At 64.3% G+C, this 20,442-nt stretch carries 15 protein-coding genes; 12 read left to right on the top strand and 3 right to left on the bottom strand.

Going from position 1 to position 20,442, the window contains the following annotated elements; genetic code table 11:
• Nucleotides 1-23: 23 nt before the first annotated feature.
• A complete protein-coding gene (locus GFD25_RS00535) occupies nt 24-773 on the bottom strand; it encodes a response regulator transcription factor (protein ID WP_163228882.1) in 750 nt (249 codons plus the stop codon).
• Nucleotides 774-903: 130 nt separating this feature from the next.
• Here GFD25_RS00535 and GFD25_RS00530 point away from each other — a divergent pair, with 130 nt between their 5' ends.
• The 6 genes from GFD25_RS00530 to GFD25_RS00505 all read left to right on the top strand — a co-directional run bounded on the left by GFD25_RS00530 (nt 904) and on the right by GFD25_RS00505 (nt 9,675).
• A complete protein-coding gene (locus GFD25_RS00530) occupies nt 904-1,710 on the top strand; it encodes a histidine phosphatase family protein (protein WP_163228880.1) in 807 nt (268 codons plus the stop codon).
• 87 nt (nt 1,711-1,797) lie between these two features.
• Nucleotides 1,798-2,748, top strand: coding sequence for a magnesium transporter CorA family protein (locus GFD25_RS00525; protein WP_163228878.1), 951 nt, complete (start codon nt 1,798-1,800; stop codon nt 2,746-2,748).
• Nucleotides 2,745-3,665, top strand: a complete 921-nt coding sequence (locus GFD25_RS00520; protein ID WP_163228876.1) for a transporter substrate-binding domain-containing protein — start codon at nt 2,745-2,747, stop codon at nt 3,663-3,665. The genes GFD25_RS00525 and GFD25_RS00520 overlap by 4 nt, the downstream gene beginning before the upstream one ends.
• Nucleotides 3,666-3,711: 46 nt before the next feature.
• Nucleotides 3,712-6,699: a leucine--tRNA ligase gene (gene leuS / locus GFD25_RS00515; RefSeq protein WP_420837533.1), complete on the top strand. Its 2,988-nt coding sequence runs from the start codon at nt 3,712-3,714 to the stop codon at nt 6,697-6,699.
• 421 nt (nt 6,700-7,120) lie between these two features.
• Complete coding sequence (locus GFD25_RS00510) at nt 7,121-7,753, top strand: ComEA family DNA-binding protein (protein WP_163228872.1); 633 nt, start codon at nt 7,121-7,123, stop codon at nt 7,751-7,753.
• 140 nt (nt 7,754-7,893) lie between these two features.
• The gene (locus GFD25_RS00505) at nt 7,894-9,675 is read left to right on the top strand and encodes a ComEC/Rec2 family competence protein (protein ID WP_163228870.1); all 1,782 of its coding nucleotides are present in this window, start codon (nt 7,894-7,896) and stop codon (nt 9,673-9,675) included.
• 107 nt (nt 9,676-9,782) lie between these two features.
• Here GFD25_RS00505 and GFD25_RS00500 read toward each other — a convergent pair whose 3' ends face one another.
• Nucleotides 9,783-10,238, bottom strand: a complete 456-nt coding sequence (locus GFD25_RS00500; protein ID WP_163228864.1) for a Panacea domain-containing protein — start codon at nt 10,236-10,238, stop codon at nt 9,783-9,785.
• 146 nt (nt 10,239-10,384) lie between these two features.
• On the opposite strand from GFD25_RS00500, the gene GFD25_RS00495 reads away from it, so the two are divergent.
• The 6 genes from GFD25_RS00495 (at nt 10,385) to GFD25_RS00470 (ending at nt 17,436) form a co-directional block, all read left to right on the top strand.
• Nucleotides 10,385-11,365 carry a RelA/SpoT domain-containing protein gene (locus GFD25_RS00495; protein ID WP_163228862.1) on the top strand — a complete coding sequence of 327 codons (981 nt, stop codon included), beginning with the start codon at nt 10,385-10,387 and terminating at the stop codon, nt 11,363-11,365.
• A 373-nt stretch (nt 11,366-11,738) separates the two neighbouring features.
• Complete coding sequence (locus GFD25_RS00490; RefSeq protein WP_163228860.1) at nt 11,739-12,803, top strand: LacI family DNA-binding transcriptional regulator; 1,065 nt, start codon at nt 11,739-11,741, stop codon at nt 12,801-12,803.
• Between the two features lie 236 nt (nt 12,804-13,039).
• Nucleotides 13,040-14,428 carry an ABC transporter substrate-binding protein gene (locus tag GFD25_RS00485; protein WP_163228858.1) on the top strand — a complete coding sequence of 463 codons (1,389 nt, stop codon included), beginning with the start codon at nt 13,040-13,042 and terminating at the stop codon, nt 14,426-14,428.
• Between the two features lie 72 nt (nt 14,429-14,500).
• Nucleotides 14,501-15,418 (top strand): carbohydrate ABC transporter permease, encoded by a 918-nt coding sequence (locus GFD25_RS00480; protein WP_163228856.1) that lies wholly within the window; start codon nt 14,501-14,503, stop codon nt 15,416-15,418.
• Nucleotides 15,418-16,395, top strand: a complete 978-nt coding sequence (locus tag GFD25_RS00475; protein ID WP_163228854.1) for a carbohydrate ABC transporter permease — start codon at nt 15,418-15,420, stop codon at nt 16,393-16,395. Before GFD25_RS00480 ends, GFD25_RS00475 begins: the two co-directional genes overlap by 1 nt.
• A 144-nt stretch (nt 16,396-16,539) precedes the next feature.
• Nucleotides 16,540-17,436, top strand: a complete 897-nt coding sequence (locus GFD25_RS00470; RefSeq protein WP_163228852.1) for a family 43 glycosylhydrolase — start codon at nt 16,540-16,542, stop codon at nt 17,434-17,436.
• A 116-nt stretch (nt 17,437-17,552) separates the two neighbouring features.
• On the opposite strand, the gene GFD25_RS12350 is transcribed toward GFD25_RS00470, so the two are convergent.
• Nucleotides 17,553-20,414, bottom strand: a complete 2,862-nt coding sequence (locus GFD25_RS12350) for a transglutaminase domain-containing protein (protein WP_163228850.1) — start codon at nt 20,412-20,414, stop codon at nt 17,553-17,555.
• Nucleotides 20,415-20,442: the final 28 nt, after the last annotated feature.

Here is a 20,442-nt window from a genome sequence, read left to right as displayed (position 1 = left end):
GGCTCTCGATCTCCCGTCATCCGTCAACGGATTCGGTACTGGTGACCATGCTGGGTGATGAAGAATCCAAGCCGACGCAGCTTGCGCGTCAGCGAATACAGCGTCGTATCCATCACCGTGCGCTGGTCGGCGAATCCCGCGCCGTCGCCGAACACGATCCGGGACAGGTCATCGAAGCTCAGGAACTCGCCGTTCGCGCGCACCAGCGCCTCCAACGCCGAATACTCGCGCGGCGACAGCGCGATCGGACGGTCCGTGCCGCGATAATAGGCGCGCTGGGCGTGCGTGTCGAGCGTCAGATCGCCGTGGATCAGCAGAACGGGATCGTCGGCCGTCGCCGTGCCTTCGTGTCGCGCGCCACGCTGCAGCAGGGATATGTAGGACAGCAGTTCGGCGTCGCCGAACGGCTTGACCACCGTGACGTCCGGAACCAACGTCGACGGGCCGGCATCGTTGGATCCATCGACATTGGTTCCGTTGGCTTCGGCCGGCTTCGCCGACGGCGTCGACAGCAACGCGATCCGCGGCCGCACGCCGAGATCCTCGCCGCTGCGCCGCGCGTCGTCCAGCCTGTGCGCCAAGCGCTCGACCATGTTCTCGCCGGCGAGATCATCCACGATCACGGCGTCGAACGGCAGCATCGGATAATCCTTGAACAGATCGTCCAACTGGCCGACGGACGTGGCGACCGTGACCTGATGGCCGGCCGTCTCCAATGACCGCTCCAATGCGGACGCCAACGGCATGCTGCCGGTCACCACGAGCAGATCCATGAGCCGCCTCCCATCGGGTTTCCTACCCAGCACTATAGTCCGCGGACCGTCCGGCAGGGGAGCGGGACGCAAGATGCCAGCCTGCCGATATGATGGCGGAGGAACGTGCCGAAGACGACGGGAGCGGACGATGATCGACGAAGTGGTGATGCTGCGGCACGGACGGACCGCATACAATCAGGCAGGACGGCTGCAGGGCCAGATCGACGTGCCGCTCGACATCGTCGGCCAATGGCAGGCCGACATGGCCGGACTCACGCTCGCGCAATGCTACTACTGGGCGAAAATCGGCGTCGTCGCACGCGAACCCGACCGTCTCGCGCAGCCCGGACCCGACGCCGCCGAACGCAGCGACATCGACGAATACCGCAACGCGTCCGCCGCACGCCGTCGCATGGCCGTCATCTCCTCCGACCTGTTTCGCGCGCAGCAGACCGCGCACGCCTTCGCCGACCTGCTGGGACTGACGGTCGAAGTCGACCCGCGTCTGCGCGAACGCAGCTTCGGCCAGTGGGAAGGCCTGACCCGCGACCAGATCCGCGCCATCGACGAGGACGCGTACGCCTCATGGCGGCGGCACGAAGGCGGCGAACTCGCCTACGGCGTCGAAAGCCGCGAGGCGACCGGACGACGCGGCGCCGAAGCGATGCGCGCCATCATCGACGACCACCGGTACGCCGACGAGCCGACCACGCTGATGGTCGTCGGCCACGGCTCATGGATCGCCGCCACGATCGAAACGCTGATCGGCATGCAGGTCAACTCGCTCGACAACCTCGGACGCATCCGCAACGCGTTCTGGAGCCGGCTGTCGATCCTGCGCGACATGAACGGCGTCGCGACCGGCCGGCCCGTCTGGCAGCTCGAGGCATTCAACGAATCGGCCCCCATCGCCCGCCACGTCGACTGGGAAAACGGGCCCGAATGGCTGCGGTAGCGCTGTCGCACCGTAGGGACTATCCTTGACACGGTTTGTTCGGCGCCCATAAGGCGCGATGTGCGGTGAGAGGCAGGTGAACGAGACATGTTGAGAATCTTCAGCACCATCAACGGCCAAGTGGAGCAGATACAGAAACCCGAAAACGGTTCATGGATATCGCTGAGCGAACCGACCGACGTGGAACTCGCCACCATCGCCCAGGAAACCGGCATCGACCTGGCCGACCTGCGCGCCCCCCTGGATGACGAGGAACGCTCGCGCGTCGACGTCGAGGACGACTACACGATGGTCATCGTCGACATCCCCACCGTCGAGGAACGCGGCGGACGCGACTGGTACGAGACCATCCCGTTGTCGATCATCGTCACGCAGAACCTCATCATCACCGTCTGCATGCAGGACACGCCCGTGCTCCACCCGTTCATGGAAGGCACGATCCGCGGATTCAACACGTTCATGCGCTCGCGGTTCATCCTGCAGATCCTGTACCGCAACGCGACCATGTACCTGCGCTACCTGCGCATCATCGACCGCGAAAGCGACAAGCTCGAACTGAAGCTGCGCCATTCCATGCAGAACCGCGAGATCGTGATGCTCATGGAACTGAGCAAGACCTTGGTCTACTTCACCACGTCGCTCAAATCGAACGAAATCGTGATGGAGAAGCTCACCACGCTGAGCCGCATCAAGAAATACCCGGACGACGAGGACCTGCTCGACGACGTCATCACCGAAAACAAGCAGGCCATCGAGATGGCGAACATCTACAGCGGCGTTCTTGCGAACATGACCGACGCGTTCGCCTCGATCGTGTCCAACAACCTGAACAACGTGATGCGCATCTTCACGATCATCTCGATCACCCTGTCGGTGCCCACGCTCATCTTCTCCATGTACGGCATGAACTTCCAGGAAGGCATGCTCGGCATGCCGCTGAGCGACAAGCCGTGGGGCTTCGCCGCCATCATCCTGATCTCGGCCGCGTTGTCCGCCGTGGTGACATGGTTCCTCACCCGTTCGCGCATGTTCAAGTGACCGGCCTTCGCCGTGCGGCCGCTGCGGCGTGCGCCGTCGCGCTGCTCGCGTCGCCGCTGGCCGGATGCGGCGCGGATCCGTCTTCGACATCCGCGGCCGCTTCGTCATCGGGCGCTTCCGGGACGGTCGGCGCGACCGCCGGCGCGTCCGGACTGCCGCAGGGGCCGACGGTCGCGATCGGCGTCGCCGACGACCTGCCCGGCCTGGGGGACCGGCATGACGGCGCGTACTCCGGATTCGACATCGACGTGGCCTCGTATGTGGCCAACGCGCTCGGCTACGCGGACAAGCAGATCGTCTTCGTGCCGCTCAAACCGAACGAACGCGCCGCGGCACTGAACGACGGCGACGTCGACATGGTGGTCGCCGGGTATGCGATGACCGACGAGGCTTCGCGCGGGGTGACGTTCGCCGGGCCGTATCTCGAAACGCGGCCCGCGCTGCTGACGCACGACGATGCCGATCCGTCCGCGCGCATGACCGTCTGCACGGTGAACGGCACGGCCGTGCAGACGATGATCGGGAACCGTGACGGCGCGGCGACGCGCGCGTACGACACGTACGGACAGTGCATGACCGCGCTGATGGCCGGTTCCGTCGACGCGATCGCCGGAGACGACGCGACGTTGCCCGGGCTGATGCTCGACCGACGTGGCGGATACCGCATCGTCGATGGCCTGATGGACGGCGACGGTTCGACGGGACCCCTCGACGGCGACGGTTCGGACGGCGCGCTGCGGTACGGCATCGCCGTGCGGCACGACCGCGACGAGCTCGCCGAACGGATCGCAGACGCATTGCGCGACATGATCGACGACGGGTCGTGGCAACGGTTCGTCGACGCCGATCTCGCCCCGCTCGGGTATCGGCCGCGGGAGGCTCCCTCGCCGCGGGATATCGCCCATATCACGGGTTGACCGGAAAGCGCGGAAAACCGCGCAAGTGTCCAGTTGCATGGCAATAATGCACCGTATGGCTAATGAGAAGAACACCGCCGCTCAGGCGGCCGAAGTCCCCGCCGAGCCGTCGTTCCGCTACAACGCGACGCTCGCCCAGGACATCGAAACCAAGTGGCAGAAGAAGTGGGACGACGAAGGCACCTTCTGGGCCGCCAACGTCAACGGCGATCTCAAGGACGGCAAGGGCCGCAACGCGGACGGCCGCCCGGCCTTCTTCGCGATGGACATGTTCCCGTACCCGTCCGGCAAGGGCCTGCACGTCGGCCACCCGCTCGGCTACCTCGCCACCGACGTGGTCTCGCGCTACCACCGCATGAAGGGCGAGAACGTGCTGCATGCCATGGGCTACGACGCCTTCGGCCTGCCGGCCGAGCAGTACGCCGTGCAGACCGGCCAGCACCCGCGCATCACCACCGAGCAGAACATCGCCAATATGCGCCGCCAGCTGCACCGCATGGGACTGTCTTTCGATAACCGCCGCTCGTTCGCGACCATCGACCCCGGCTACGTGCGCTGGACGCAGTGGATCTTCTCGCGCATCTACGACGCGTGGTACGACGCGGACGCCAAGAACCCGAGCGGCTCGCAGGGTTCCGCCCGTCCGATCAGCGAGCTCGTCGCCAAGTTCGAGAACGGCGAGAAGGCCATTCCGGGCCACGAATCCGACGGGGTCGCGTGGGGCGATCTGAGCGAAGCCGAACAGCAGGACATCCTCAACGACTTCCGTCTCGCCTACATCTCCAAGTCCCCGGTCAACTGGTGCCCGGGTCTGGGCACCGTGCTCGCCAACGAGGAAGTCACCGCCGAAGGCAAGTCCGAGCGCGGCAACTTCCCGGTGTTCCAGCGCGAGCTGCGTCAGTGGTCCATGCGCATCACCGCGTACGGCCACCGCCTGATCGAGGACCTCGACGGCATCGACTGGCCGGAAAAGGTCAAGCTCATGCAGCGCAACTGGATCGGCGAGAGCCACGGCGCGTCCGTGCACTTCACCGTCGCCACCGCCGAGGGCGACAAGGACATGGAGATCTACACCACCCGTCCCGACACCCTGTTCGGCACCACGTTCGCCGTCGTCTCCCCGGAGCACGACCTGCTGCACTACGTGCCCGCCGAGTGGCCGGCCGACATCCCGGAATCCTGGAAGGGCGGCTACGCGACCCCGGCCGAAGGCGTCAAGGCGTACCGTCTGGCCGCCGAATCGAAGACCGCGAAGGACCGCGTCGAGGAAGCCGGCGAGAAGACCGGCCTGTTCACCGGCCTGTACGCCACCAACCCGATCACCGGCGTGAAGCTCCCGCTGTTCACCGCCGACTACGTGCTCATGGACTACGGCACCGGCGCGATCATGGCCGTGCCGGGCGGCGACCAGCGCGACTACGACTTCGCGACGAAGTACGGCCTGCCGGTCATCTACACCGTTCAGCCGCTGCCGGAATCCGGCGACGACCTCGCCAACTACGAGGGCAAGGCCCCGTTCGTCTCGCACGACGGCATCGTCATCAACTCCGCCGTCGATGCGACGTTCGCCAAGGGCGACGCGCTCTCGCTCAACGGCCTGCGCGTCGACGACGCGATCGCCAAGGTCAACGCGTGGCTTGAGGAGGCCGGCGTCGGCAAGGGCACCGTGAGCTATCGTCTGCGCGACTGGCTGTTCTCCCGCCAGCGTTACTGGGGCGAACCGTTCCCGATCGTCTACGGCGAGGACGGCACCCCGCACCTGCTGCCGGACTCCGCGCTGCCGATCAACCTGCCGGACGTGCCCGACTACCAGCCGCGCACCTTCGACCCGATGGACGCCGAATCCAACCCGGAGGCGCCGCTGAGCCGCAACGAGGACTGGGTCAAGGTCGAGCTCGACCTGGGCGATGGCAAGAAGACGTACTACCGTGACACGAACACCATGCCGAACTGGGCAGGCTCCTGCTGGTACTACATGCGCTACATCGACCCGACCGACACGGCCCACATGGTCGAAAAGGACGAGTTCGACTACTGGATGGGCCCGAACCACAACAAGTACTCGGGGCCGGAAGGCGGCGTGGACCTGTACGTGGGCGGCGTCGAGCACGCCGTGCTGCACCTGCTGTACTCGCGCTTCTGGCACAAGGTGCTCTTCGACCTCGGCTACGTGGATTCGGCCGAGCCGTTCCACAAGTTGTTCAACCAGGGCATGATTCAGGCGTTCGCCTACACCGACGACCGCGGCCAGTACGTGCCGGCCGCCGAAGTCGAGGAGGGGCCGGCCGGCGCCGACGGCGAACCGACGTTCACCTGGCACGGCGAGCACGTCAACCGTGAGTTCGGCAAGATGGGCAAGAGCCTCAAGAACATCATCACGCCGGACGACATGTACGAGAACTACGGCGCGGACACGTTCCGCCTGTACGAGATGAGCATGGGCCCGCTGGCCGACTCCCGTCCGTGGAACACGCGCAACGTGGTCGGCGGCATGCGCTTCCTGCAGCGCCTGTGGCGCAACGTCGTGGACGAGAACACCGGCGAGGTGCACGTTTCCGAGGACGCCCTGGACGCGAAGACCCTCAAGGCCCTCAACAACACGATCGCCGAGGTGACCGAGGAGATGGAGGGCATGCGCCCGAACACCGCGATCTCCAAGCTCATCGTGCTCAACAACCACCTGACCTCGCTCGGCACCGTGCCGCGCGCCGCCGTCGAGCCGCTGATCCTCATGCTCTCGCCGATCGCGCCGCACATCTGCGAGGAGCTGTGGGCCCGACTTGGCCATGCGGAATCGCTCGCTCATGAGCCGTGGCCGGTCGCCGACGAACGCTACGTCGGCCAGGACACGGTGACCGCGGTCGTGCAGATCAAGGGCAAGATCCGCGCCAAGCTTGAGGTCTCGCCGGACATCGACCCGGCCGAGCTTGAGAAGATGGCGCTTGAGGCCGTCGCCGACCGTCTCGGCGGCAAGACGCCGCGCAAGGTGATCGTCAAGGCCCCGAAGATCGTCTCCATCGTGCCTGCGGAGTGATTTCGCCCATCGCACGCATGGCGGGTGTTGCGGATCCTGCGAGGGTCGTGGTGTCGTGACGGGTTGTGGATAACCCGTTGTGGACAACCGCCGACCGTTCGACCACATGACCCGTTTCGGCTGGACAAGGTGCCCATGCATCCCTCACTGTGGATGCATGGGCACCTTGCATATTGGCACGATCGGCGCGGCGACGGCCGACGGCGGCCGGGCGACGGCCGCGCGGCGGTTGGGCGCATTGGAGCGTCGGAATCCGTCTGAGCCACGGACGCGGGGAAGCGGTATTGCGCTGCATCCGCCGCCTCCGCCTGCTTGTGGTGAGGCACAGGCCGCCGTGATGCGGCCCCGTACGCGGGACCTGGCATCACCGCCGTCCGCCCGGTCCGAAGCACAGGCCGGTTCACGTACCTCCGATATGCGAATGCGGTCGTCGCTGGGCGACCTGTCCGGCGTGCGTCAATCGGATACCGCGCATGAGGAACACCGGTTGCGACGCGACCTGCCGCGGATCGCATTCACGCCGACGCATGCGGCCGGCGCGATCCTGCTGCTGACCATATTGCTCAGCGCCAGTCTGACCATGCTCGTGCGGCAGGCGATACGGTACGATGCCGCACTGACCGCGGCGAACGCCGACACGTTGACATCCGTGACGCTTGACAAGTCCGGGATTGCCGGTGCCGACGGCCGGGGCGGTGACGGTACGAACGGTACTGACGGTGATGAAGGAAGAGGTGAGCGATCAGGCGCGGATTCCGACGATGGTACCGGTGATCGCGGCGGCGATGACACTGATGGCGGCGGCGATGACGACTATGCCGATGACAATGATGCCGAGACGAATCCGCCTGCGGACGATGGGCGAATCGATCTCAACACCGCGACGTCGGAGGAACTGCAGACCGTCAAGGGCATAGGGCCGGTCACGGCCGAACGCATACTGGCGCACCGAAGGCAGATCGGCCGGTTCACCAGCGTCGACCAGCTGCTCGACGTCAAGGGCATCGGCGCGAAAACACTTGCCAAGATCCGCGACGGGGTGACGGTGCGATGAGCGTGTGGCGGACATCACGGCAAGGAAACCGGGAACGGTGGGATTGGCGGGAACGGCGGGATTTGCGGATTCGTGAGCAGGCGAGCCGCGAACAGGGGAGCTGCGACCGTCGCATGCTTCCCGTCGCGCTCATGGTATGGATGGCAAGTCTGGCCGCCCATCAGACGTTCATGCTGCTCATGACGGGCGAAAGTGACCGGCTGGCCCTGATCGTGGCCGTTGCGGCCATGGTCGGCATCGGCGTCATGACCGTGGCGAGCCGTGCCGGACGGCGTGACCATGACGGGCCGGTACGTCGTCGAACGGACGGCGTTCGCGCAGGCGCTCGGCCGGAAGCATTCGCCACGGGATTGCATGACGTGGCTCCGACGATCACGGTACTGGTCATCGCCATGCTGCTGTCCGCGATCGCCGCCTTGTCGGCGGACTTGACGCAATGGCATGATCCCGCCAGCCGTCTTGTACGGGAATCCGGCGAATCCTTCGTAGTCGCGACCTTGCGCGTCTCCACGCCGGCGACCGTGTCCGACCTTCGTGACGCCGACTGCCAGACCGACGCCGCGCTACGATCATTGGCGACCGGTACCGTCATCCGGCCGTCCGTCATGCCGGTGCGCCTGTTCGCTTCCGGCCGCGATTGCGCGGCGCTCGCCGACGGGGCGGCCCTCCGTGTGCGCGGTACGTTGCAGGAAGCCCGGTTCGGCAAGCGGCCGTTGTGGATCGTCGCCGAACGCGTCGGCAGCGATCGGTCCGCGGTCGACGTCATCCGCGCACCGACCGTCATCGCACGGACGATCGCGCATATGCGGCAATCGTTCTTCGACGTCACGGAGCGGCTTTCCGACCAAGGTCGCGTACTGGTGCCGGGACTGACGCTCGGCGTGCTCGGACAGGACCACGTCAACGTCGTCGGCGGCGTCGCCCTGTCGACGGAGGACACGACGCGTCCCGTATCCGGGGCAATCCGGCCGTCGACCGTCGACGACACGTATGCCGGCATGGTCGAGGACCAGTTCCGCCGATCCGGCATCATGCACCTCATGGCCGTGTCCGGCGGGCATTTCCTGCTCGTTGCCGATCTTGTCCGCCGCCTGTGTGCCAGACTGCTGCTGCCGCGCCGGTTCGTCGCCGGTTGCGTGGCGGCAGCCTATCTGATGCTCGCTGCGACCATGTACCCGTCCGATTCGGTATTGCGCGCGCTGGTCATGGGCCTGTTCGGCGCGGCGGCCATGTTCGTCGGGCGGCGGGGCCAGTCGATGAGCGCGCTGAGCTGGACGGTGATCGGCGTAGTGCTGGCGGATCCGGCGATGGCCCGCAGCTACGGATTCGCGCTGTCATGCGCCGCCGTGCTCGGCATCGTGCTGTTCTCCGGGCCGATCGGCGAACGGCTGGGCGCGTTGCTGCCGCGGTTCGTCGCGGAACCGTTGGCGATGACCGTCGCCGCGCAATCGTTGACGCTGCCGATACAGATCCTCATGGAACCGGAACTGCCGCTCGCATCCGTGCCGGCGAACCTGCTGGTCAGCCCGTTCGTGGGATTCGCCACGATCGCCGGACTGGCGTCGTTGCTCGTCTCATGGGCAAGCCCGCAATGCGGGTTCGCGCTCGCGTGGATCGCCTCCTGCGGCACTCAGGTGATGGAACGCGTCGCCGCATGGCTCGCCTCGGGACGCTACGCCGTGATCCCATGGGGCGACGCACTGGCCGGCGGTCCGTCCGGCAACCTGCCCGCCGCACTGCTCATGCTCGCCGTCGAAGCCTCGTTCGCCGCCATGTTCATCCACGGCGTCAGGCGCCTTCGTCGGCTGCGCGATCCCGACCCCGGTCTGCCGGGCGAACCCTTCCGTCCGAGTCCGCGCACGCGCATCGCCCTCTGGTTCGCCCACACCACGACATTCCTTGAGAAAGGTTGGAAGCAATGAAAGATGCGAAAGCCGGGCCCTATCATGACACAGGGTCACTGGCTTTCCTCTGGTTCACCCGCAGGCGGCCAGCCTCAGCCCATATTCTGCAATGGACCGCCGGGTCCTTACACGGTACCGGACGGTATGACGGGATTGGCCTTGTAGTAAGTCGCCATACTGCTCTTGCTGATCACCGTGCTGCACGATGCGGATGCGGGCAATCCGCTGCGGGCAACGAGCCAAGGTTCCTCGCTATGGGTGCGGGTGCTGAGCTGGTTGCCGGTCTGCGCGGCGAGTACGGAGCACACGGCATCGATGATGGTTCGTTCGTCGCCATTTGGCATGCCGGGAATAACGGGCAGTTCTCCGTCGCGGATGATGAACTTGCCGCGGTGCTTCGCATACAGTGCAGTGCATACCGGACCACCGCGCCAGGCTTGAAAATCCTCGTCGAACAATGGAGCCCCATGGCGAGACAGCGATTCCGCCTGTGCATAAAACGCCAATTTCTGTAGTTTCATGGTGGTCATCGGTCCATATTCGTGAAGAATATAGGCGGCCACATCGGTGATGGTTGCCATGGTGCTCCTCCTTTCCGGAAGCTATATTGTAGAGCCTGACTTCAGACAACGGCATGCTGCGCGTCAGCAGGAGTAGGGCAACCGCCGCTGGTCGGATTCTCGGTTCGAACTCGCGGTGCGAGGACGCGTCCGAGTATTCTCGTGAAATGGTGATCGCGCAGCGGTGGCGTGCCCAGCATGTCGAGCCGACCGAGCGGTGTTTCGCCAAGGTTCTGGAATGCTCTCGGAACATACCGCAGTCTGTGGCGACGTTTCGGATGAAACGTATGGTTTCCATCGTACGTAAGCTTCGGCGGCCGAATACGCATTTCAAACTCGGGGAACTGGATGATATTGGCGGTTGTCGTCTGATCGTGGAATCAATCGGGCAGGCCGAGAAGGCGGCGACATGGCTTGCGGCAAATCTGCCGTTAAAGAACGGGGCCGCCGATAAGGACTATATTGCGCGGCCGCAGGACAGCGGATACAGGTCCCGGCATCTATTGTGCAACGTCGTATCCGATTCGGCTTCGTATCATGTCGAGGTGCAGATCAGGACCCGTCTGCAACATTGCTGGTCTACTGCGGTGGAAGCGGCGGGAGAAATCTACGGTACCGAATATAAGAGTCCCGCGGTGCGAGCCGGCGCCAACGGTGATGATGAGCAGCGATTGTGCTTCTTTAAGATCGTGTCCAGCCTATTTGCGCTGGAAGAAGGTTCGCCGCAGGTTCCCGGATTTGAGGGAGACCGCGCCATGCTGGTTCATCGGCTGCGTGATCTTGAATGCACACGGGGATTGCTGGACGACCTCGGAGCCGCGGTGGATAGCGTGTTCGTCACGGACGTCCCGGAAGTGTCATCCGAACTGTTTCTGCTGAAGCTTTCCAGGGAGAACCAATATCTTGACGTCGATGTTTTTCCCGTGAACGAGCTTGAAGAGGCTCTTCGCCGGTACGATGCGGTGGAACGGTGCATCGAGATTCCCGATGTCGATGGCATGATGAGCGGTGAATCCGGCTATGACAATGCCGTATTGGTGTATGCGCGCGATGCGGAGCAGCTCGCCGTTGCCTATCCGAACTATTCCACGAACGTACGATACTTTCTGAACAAGGTGGAGGCATATCTGCGGCCGTTCACGCAATGACGGAATATGTGCGGGGCGTGTTGATCGCCGTTGCATGACCATAGATCGACGATTGAGGTTTTGCGAAACTAACGATTGTATAAAGGCTCTGTTAAACCAAAAATGACATGCGAACAAGGAGAGAGAGTCATCCCTTGCATGTCGAGACGGTGTCGTTTTCTTGGACTGTGATCCGGGGGAGGGCGATGAGCTGCTTCGTTGTTGCGGGCTTGCCATGGCCGGCGATTCCATGCGCGTTGGCGGATAACGGACATCCTATATGTGTTGACGTTAACACCCTAGTGATTCTGCGATAAGCTGGGATCGTCGTGGTGATGCGAGCATAAATGAGGTGTGAATGATGTCCGATGAACACGATGACGTCAGCGTCGATATGAACGATATGAATGTGCGCAAGCCGTCGGTCGCCGAGGCGAAGCCGCAGTCGGCAAGCAAGCCTGTTTCGATCCGCGACGTGGCGAAACTCGCCGGCGTCTCGATGCAAAGCGTCTCGCGTGTCGCCAACGGTAGCCCTTCGGTCAGCCCGCAGATGCGCGAGCGCGTGACCCGCGCCATGACCGAGCTTGGCTACCGGCCGAGCCGCATGGCGCGCGCCCTGCGATCCGGCCGCACCAAGATCATCGGCATCATGGTCGAAAAACTGGAAACAGCGGGTTCGGCGCTCATGCTGGAAAGCACTATGGCCGCGGCTTCCCGCAGCGGATACGGTCTCACCCTGCTGCCCGCCAAGACCAGCGACCATCAGTCGCTCATCTCCACATCGCCGTTCGTAGCCAGCCTGAACGTGGACGGCATCATCGCCAACAACGGCGGCGCAATCTGCGCGGAGCTTGACGAGCTGTTCCCCGGTCTGCCGGTCGTGTCGGTCGGTGCGGTGCCAAACCCGAGTCTCGACTGGTCGTCAGTCGACATGGACCAGAACCTGATCAGTGCGCTGGCGGTCGAGCACCTGTTCGGGCTCGGGCACAAGACCGTGTATCACGTCGGCGGCATGGCCGGCTCCGGTGCGGCTCAGTACCGTGCCCAGGCGTGGGCGCGTCTGCTGCGCGAGCACGGCTGTGCGGTGCCGGCGTTCGAGTATGCCGGATGGTGGGCGGACGACGGCTACCGCGCCGGTCTTAAGTTGGCGGAGGATCCGGCCTGCACGGCGGTGTATTGCGCGAACGACACGTTGGCGGTCGGCGTGATCAAGGCGCTGCGCGACCGCGGCCTGCGTGTGCCGGAGGATGTGAGTGTGGTCGGCGTGGATGATTCGATCGGCGGATACTATGCGGGCAACGATCTGACGACCGTGCGGCAGCGGTACGACGTGGCCGGCGAGGAGCTGGTGCGGCTGCTGCTCGACCGGATCAACGGCTCGGACAAGCCCGAACATGTGCTCGTCGGCGCCGATCTGATCGTGCGTGGCACCACCGCGCCGTACCGGCCGCGGGCGTAGTCGTCGTCGGCGCCGTTTTCTTTGTCGGCGTTTCGACTGCAAACACTGGATTGTAGCGGTATAGAACAAAGGCTTTACCATGCGGAAGTTGACGTTAACATCCTCCTTGTGTTAACGTCAACATCAGGAAAGGCGAAAACCTTCCTGACAACACAACATGCGGCCGTCGCAGTAGACGACCGATGGTTCCGGGGAACTTCGAGGATGGGGCGAGCCGGAAAGGTGAAGGAGAACACATGTCAACGAAGATGAAGGCAATCGTGGCCGCGGCCTCCGCGGCGGCAATGGCTCTCACGCTGGGTGCCTGCGGTTCGGGCAACGGCAATGGCGGCGCGGCTGGCGCCAAGACCGCCGTGAGCTACTCCGATGTCGAGGCCGCCCTCAAAAGCGACAAGGACATCAACCTCACGATGTGGGCATGGTCGTACGACACCATGAAGCCCAGCGTCGAGGCGTTCGAGAAGAAGTATCCGCACATCAAGGTCGACTTCGTCTCCACCGGCGCGTCCGCCGACCACTACACCAAGGTCCAGAACGCCATCAAGGCGAAGAAAGGCCTGCCGGACATCATCCAGCTCGAGTACGACGCGCTGCCGCAGTACGCGGTGCAGGGCGCGCTCGTCAACCTCGCCGGTGACGGCATCGACGAGAACATCGGCAAGCTGTACAACGACGCCGCGTGGAAGAACGTGCACGTCGGCGACGGCCTGTACGGCATCCCGCAGGATCAGGCTCCGGTCGCCGCATGGTACCGCACCGACATCCTCAAGCAGTACGGCATCGAGATCCCGACCACGTGGGACGAGTACGAGCAGGCCGGCATCAAGCTGCACAAGGCCGACCCGACCAAGTACCTCGGCTTCATCGACACCTCCGGCAACCGCCAGTTCATCCAGATGCTGCACGCCGCCGACGCCACCCCGTGGACGGTCGACGGCCTCAAGGACATCACGCTGAATCTCACCAACGACAAGTCCAAGAAGGTCGCCGAGTTCACGCAGCGCCTCATCGACGAGGGCGTGCTCGCCGCCGTGCCGTCCGGCACCGACGAGTTCAACCGCGCCTTCGCAGACGGCAAGTACGCCTCCTGGATCGACGGCTCCTGGCGTGGCGGCCTGTTCGCCACCGGCAACCCGGAGCTCAAGGGCAAGCTCGCCGCGGCTCTGCCGCCGAGCTGGGGATCCTCGGCCGACGACGTGCAGGTCGGTGAGGCCGGCGGCTCGCTGCTGAGCGTCACCACCACCGCCGACACCAAGGAGAAGCAGGCCGCCGCGCTGGCCTTCATCAACTGGGTCAACTCCGACCCCGAGTCCATCGACGCCTTCCAGACCGTCGGCGGCTCCCTGTTCTGCGCCGCGAAGTCCTTCCAGTCCGACTCCAAGTACGCCGAGGTCGACGACGCGTACTTCGGCCAGAAGGTCAACGAGATCTACTTCAAGGCCGCCGAGAAGATCAACACCAACTGGTCCATCCTGCCGTACAACAACCAGATGGACTCCGACTTCAAGGACATCGTGGTTCCTCAGATGAAGGAGGGCGGCGACATCTCGTCCGCGCTCGCCAAGTTCCAGGACAAGCTGAAGACCTACGGCACCGAGCAGGGCTTCAACGTCACCGCGAAGTGATCCCGTCCGCCCGCGCCCCTCACGGTCTGTCTGTAAGGGGCGCGGGCATGCCATCAGAGATTGGAAGTCACCATGACTGCAGCAACCGCATCCGCGCCGGCAAAGGCACGGAAAACAAAAGTCAAGGAGCGTCAGGATTGGATCGGCATCCCGTTCTGCCTGCCGTACGTGATCGTGTTCCTGTTCGGCACGATCATCCCGCTGTTCTACGCACTGTATCTGGGATTCTTCAAGCAGCAGATGATCGGCGGATCGTCGTTCGTCGGATTCGCGAACTACCTCAAGGCGTTGAAGGACACGCTCATGTGGACCGGCTTCGGTCGCGTGTTCCTCTACTTCTGGATCCAGACGCCGCTCATGCTCGCGCTCGCCCTCATGGCCGCGCTGATGCTTGACTCGCAGCGCATCCGCCACATCGCCATCCCGCGCATCCTCATGTTCCTGCCCTACGCCGTCCCCGGCGTGATCGCCGCCATGATGTGGGGCTACATCTACGGCAACGACTACGGCCTGTTCGGACAGGTCGCGCACGCGCTCGGCGTGCAGGCCCCGAACATGTTCGGCAGCCAGCTCATGCTGTTCGCCATCGCGAACATCGCCACCTGGTGCTTCATGGGCTACAACATGCTGATCTACTACTCCTCGCTGCGCGTCATCCCCGAGGAGCTGTACGAGTCCGCACGCATCGACGGCGCGTCCGAGCTGCGCATCGCATGGTCGGTCAAGATCCCGCAGATCCGCGGATCGGTCATGATGACGCTGCTGTTCTCGCTCATCGGCTCGTTCCAGCTGTTCAACGAACCGAACGTGTTGAAGACGCTCGCACCGGAGACGATCAACAGCTCGTACACGCCGAACATGTACACCTACAATCTGGCGTTCACCAGCCAGGACGCGAACTACGCGGCCGCCGTATCGCTGATCGTAGGCATCATCACGATGGTGCTCGTCGCCATCGTCAAGGCCATTGGGAACAGGTGGGATAAGTAATGAGTGCCGCAACCGTTTCGCCACGCAAGGCAAGCCGCGAGGAGAAGCTCGCGAAGCAGGACTGGAAGAACCGCCAGCGCAACATGCGCCGCGCCGAAAAGGCCGCGCAGCGCCTCAAGCTCACCGGCAGGCAGCGCGTCATGAGCTGGCTGCTGCACATCATCATGGCCGTCATGGTGATTTACTGCCTCGTGCCGCTGCTGTGGCTCGTGTTCTCGAGTACGAAGACCAACAGCGGCCTGTACAACTCGCCCGGCTTGTGGTTCGCCGACCAGAACGTGTTCTTCCAGAATATCCACGACACGTTCACGTTCAAGGACGGCGTCTACCCGCGCTGGCTGCTCAACACCATCCTGTACGCCGTGGCCGCCGGCCTCGGCTCAACGCTCATCGCCACGTTCGCCGGCTACGCGGTCGCCACGATGCGCTTCCCGGGCCGCAACTGGCTGCTGTGGATCACGCTCGCGTTCATGTCGATCCCGGGCACGGTCATCACCGTCCCGCTGTTCCTCATGTACTCGCAGGCCGGTCTGGTCAGCACGCCGTGGGCGGTCATCCTGCCGCAGCTGAGCAACCCGTTCGGCCTGTACCTGATGATCATCTACGCACAGACGTCGATCCCGATCTCGCTGCTTGAGGCCGCCAAGCTCGATGGTGCGAGCCAGTGGACGATCTTCTGGAAGATCGGCTTCCCGCTGCTGTCCCCGGGCTTCGTGACCGTGCTGCTGTTCGCGCTCGTCGGCGTGTGGAACAACTACTTCCTGCCGCTGATCATGCTGCAGGACACCAAGGACTACCCGCTGACCGTCGGCCTGAACGTCTGGCTGAAGATGGGCAGCGACACCTCGGTGAAGGAGCTGCCGAACAACCTGATCCTGACCGGATCGCTCATCGCCATCGTTCCGCTGATCATCTGCTTCCTGTTCCTGCAGAAGTACTGGCAGTCCGGCCTCGCCGCCGGCTCTGTCAAGCAGTGACGCAGTGACCACAGGGGCGACGGAGGTACGCCCGAATCGAGCCGCGAACCTGTGCTTGCGCGGGTTCGCGGCTCGAACCATATCCGAACGCATATACGACACATATGGCCGCATCGCATGACGATGCGGAGGAAGGAATCATCCATGACCACCGTAACCATGCGGGGCGCATGCCTCGCGCATGACGACACCGGAGCAGTCGCCCAGCTGCACGGCCTCGGCATCCAGCAGTTCGACGGCACGTACTACGCGTACGGCGAGAACAAGGTGAACGGCAACCTGTTCCAGGGCGTCGCCTGCTACACGTCCGATGATCTCGCACACTGGCACAACGCCGGCATCGTGCTCGCGCCGCGCGCCGAGGGGCTGCTCGCCGCCGACACGATCGCCGAACGCCCGAAGGTGCTGCGCTGCCCGTCCGCCGGCGAATACGTCATGTACATCCACGCCGAGCGCGGCGACTACAACTACGCGCACGTCGCCGTCGCCGTCGCCGACAACCCGCTCGGGCCGTTCCGCTTCCTGTTCTCGATGCAGCCGTTCGGCAACATCTCGCGCGACATCGGCGTCTTCCAGGACGACGACGGCGCCGGCTACCTCATCTCCGAGGACCGCGAGCACGGCACGCACATCTACCGCCTGTCCGACGACTACCATTCGGTCGTCGAGGACGTGGTCTGCCTGCGCGGCACCAACTACCGGTACGGCTACGAGTCGCCGACGATCGTCAAGCACGACGGCCTGTACTACTGGTTCGGCTCGCAGCTGACCGGCTGGGACTGCAACGACAACATGTTCGCGACCGCGGCCGACCTGCACGGTCCGTGGAGCGAGTGGAAGGCGTTCACGCCGGCCGGATCGCGCACGTTCGACTCGCAGTGCGATCTCGTGCTGCCGCTGCCGGACGGGCAGTTCCTGTACGTCGGCGACCGCTGGCAACCGAAGGATCTCGGCAACTCGCCGACCCTGTGGTTGCCGATCCGCATCGGCGGCGGACAGGCGTTGCTCGAATGGCATGACGAATGGACGTACGAACGCTGACCGCCGCGATGATCGGCGTTATCGTAGATCATCGGCGGCTGTTCGGCGGTAGATAGGCAATGACCTGTGGGGTGACAGAGAATGCTCTCCGTCACCCCACAGGTCATTCAGCGAACTCAGTACTGGCCGGACTGGGAGGCGAGGGTCCATCCGTCGTTGAAGGCGAAGTGGTCGGTCACCTCGGACTTGTCCTTGAGCTGGTACTTGGTGTCGGCGTAGTTGCCTTCATCGTCCCAGGTGGCGTCGATGACCAGCCACTTGCCGTCGATCTTCACGTAGTTCCATGCGTGGCTGACGCTGTAGCCGGTGACGTTGCCGGACACCACGCGGGTGTCGAGGCCGGCGGCCTTGCCGAGGATCTGGTAGGCGTACGCGTAGGACATGCACACGCCCTTGCCGCTCACCATGCCGTACGGGCTCCACGCGTCGGGGAACTTCTGCACGGATTCCACGCTTTCGTAAGCGCTTTCCTGTGTGTCTCCCTTGTCTGCGACGGCATCGTAGTCGTAGGTCATCTTCTCGGCGAGGAACTGTTCGATGGCGATGGCCTTGTCGCGGTCCGAGCCTTGGAACCTGCCCTTGTTCTCGTCCACGAAATCGGCGATCTTCTGCTGGCGCTCGCGGTAGTTGTCCGGGTACTTCACCCACATCACGGTCTTGTCGCCCTGCTTGCGGACCGTGTACCTGATGCCCGAGGAGTCGGTGCGCACGTACGGGTTCTGGTAGATCAGCTCGTACATCACGTCGTCCGTGCTCACCTGGTAGTCGTCGGTGGCGTACTTGGTGACGTCGATGACCTCGTGGCCGTTGAGGATGTTGTTGGCGAGGTACTTGCCGTAGTCGGTCGACGCGTAGTTGAAGTACGGGGATTCCTTCGTGTCCGAATCGATCTTCTTCGTGTCGTATCCGTTCCAGTCGACGTTGCTGACCGCGTTGATGCGGTCGAGCACGCCGCCGGCCTTCGGCAGCGCCTGGAGCGCGGCCTGCGTGACCTTGGAGAAGATCGGGTTCAGATCGCCCTCGTAATACAGGCGTCCGGTGTTCGTGATCTTCGTGCCGGGCGCCGAGATCGTGAACTTCCAATCCGCGTCGCCGGTCTTCTGCAGGTCGCTGAACCGGCTGGGGATCGTCGCCGTCGAGCCGTTGGCCATCGTCACGAAGGTGTAGACGTACTGCTGCATGTTCTCTTCGAGGGTGTTGTCCTCGCCGAACACGCCCTTGAGGCCGTAGATCCACTGGCGGTGCTGGGTCTGGTTGGCGACGCCGATCGGGATCGACGGCACGATGTCGTTCGCGTCGACCGCGCGCCAGCGGCTCTCGTGGCCATCGGCGTCCACTCCGGACACCACGAAGTACAGCTTGCCGGCCGAGTCGGGGTTGTACGACCCGCCTGCCTCCTGCAGCACGTTCGCGCAGTATTCCTCGGAGCTGTCCGCGCATGCGTCGATGTAGTCCTGGTCCTCGACGGCCAGCGAGTGGAACGCCTCGTTCTGGCTGTAGGTCGTTTCCTTTTCGTCGTTGAGGAGCTTGCTGGACTTGACCTTGTCGTAGTCCTTCGACAGCAGTTCGGTCGTCGTGGACGATCCGATCTTGGTGATCGTGGTCTGTTCCTCGCTGAAGTTGTCGTCGCCGGGCTGGCCGACCTGCGGGCGGACGATGTACGTGTACACGTTGTACGACTTGGCGCCGTCGAGCGCGTCCCACGAGATGTCGACGCCGCCATCGGAGTTGACGACCGGCGTGATGTTCCGGACGGGGGCGAGCTGTTCGACGTCGGCCGGGTTGATGACCTTGAAGAACTGCACGATCGGCTTGGCGAGCTTCTTGCCGTCCGCGCCCATGTACTGCACGTAATAGTAGCCGTCGGATGGCAGGAGACCGCGTTCCTTGCCGACGCTGTCGCCGTGCTGCATGTAGTCGGGGATGTCCATCGTGCCGCTGATGTCGATGGTGCCGTTGCCGTCCTTGTCGTCGATCGGCGTGCTGGCGAACACGCTGGTCGGGATCGGCACGGACAGCGAGGCGTCCTGGTAGATCCGCGCGCAGTCGTACACCGTCATGTCGGTGCCCTTGAGCTTGAACGCCCAGTAGTCGTCGGGCACGACCGACGCCTTGCCCTTGAGGGTGATGCGGAACTCGTGGTAGATGTCGACCGCGATCGGCTCCTTGAGATCGTACTGGTCGGCCGACAGCGCGCCGCCGTACGCCTGCTCGACGGTGGGCAGCGCGGCCTTGGCGGTCTTGTCGCCGCCGTTCATCGCGCGCACCGCGAACACGGTGCCGACGATGATGGCGATGACGGCCACCACGGCGACGATGATCAGCCACCATTTCGGCTTGCGGTTCGGCTTGTCTTTGCCGGGCTTGCCGGCGTGCGCTCCGCCCGGACGGTTGCCGGGCCCCTGCGGCGGGAACGGCTGACCGGGTTGCGGCTGACCCTGCTGCGGCTGTCCGGCGAACGGTTGGTTCTGCTGGCCGGCCGGTGCCGGACGCTGTCCGGGGAACGGCGACTGCTGTTGTGGCTGGGCGGGCTGTGGCTGGGCGGGCTGGCCCGGATACGGCTGGCCCGCAAACGGCTGTGCGCCGGACGCGGGGCGCGGCTGTCCTTGGAACGGCTGCTGGTGCGGCTGCCCGGCGGGATACTGTCCGGCGTACTGCGGCCGGTACTGTTGCGGCGCGGGCTGTTGGTGCGGCTGCTGACGATACTGCGGCTGCTGTCCGTACGGTGCCTGCCCGTAGCGGGGCTGCGGTTGCCCGTATGCCGGCTGCTGCGGTCCCTGATGGTACTGTTGCGGCGCGTACGGCTGCTGCGGATACGGTGCCTGTGCCGGCTGTTGCGGCACGGGCGTGGGCTGCTGCGGTGCGTTCGGTTGCGATGACGGCTGCTGCTGCGATGCCGGTGGCTGCACGGCCGGCGGCTGCTGCGTCGGATCGGGTTGGCCGGCGTCGGCCGTCGCGTCGTCGTGTGGTTCGGACATGGAAAATCCCCCTTGATCATGGTGATGA

This window comes from Bifidobacterium aerophilum, from assembly GCF_010667685.1.
Classification (GTDB): Bacteria; Actinomycetota; Actinomycetes; order Actinomycetales; family Bifidobacteriaceae; genus Bifidobacterium; species Bifidobacterium aerophilum.
The sequence above is the reverse complement of the archived record's forward strand: the minus strand, read 5'-3'. Positions and strand labels throughout refer to the sequence as shown.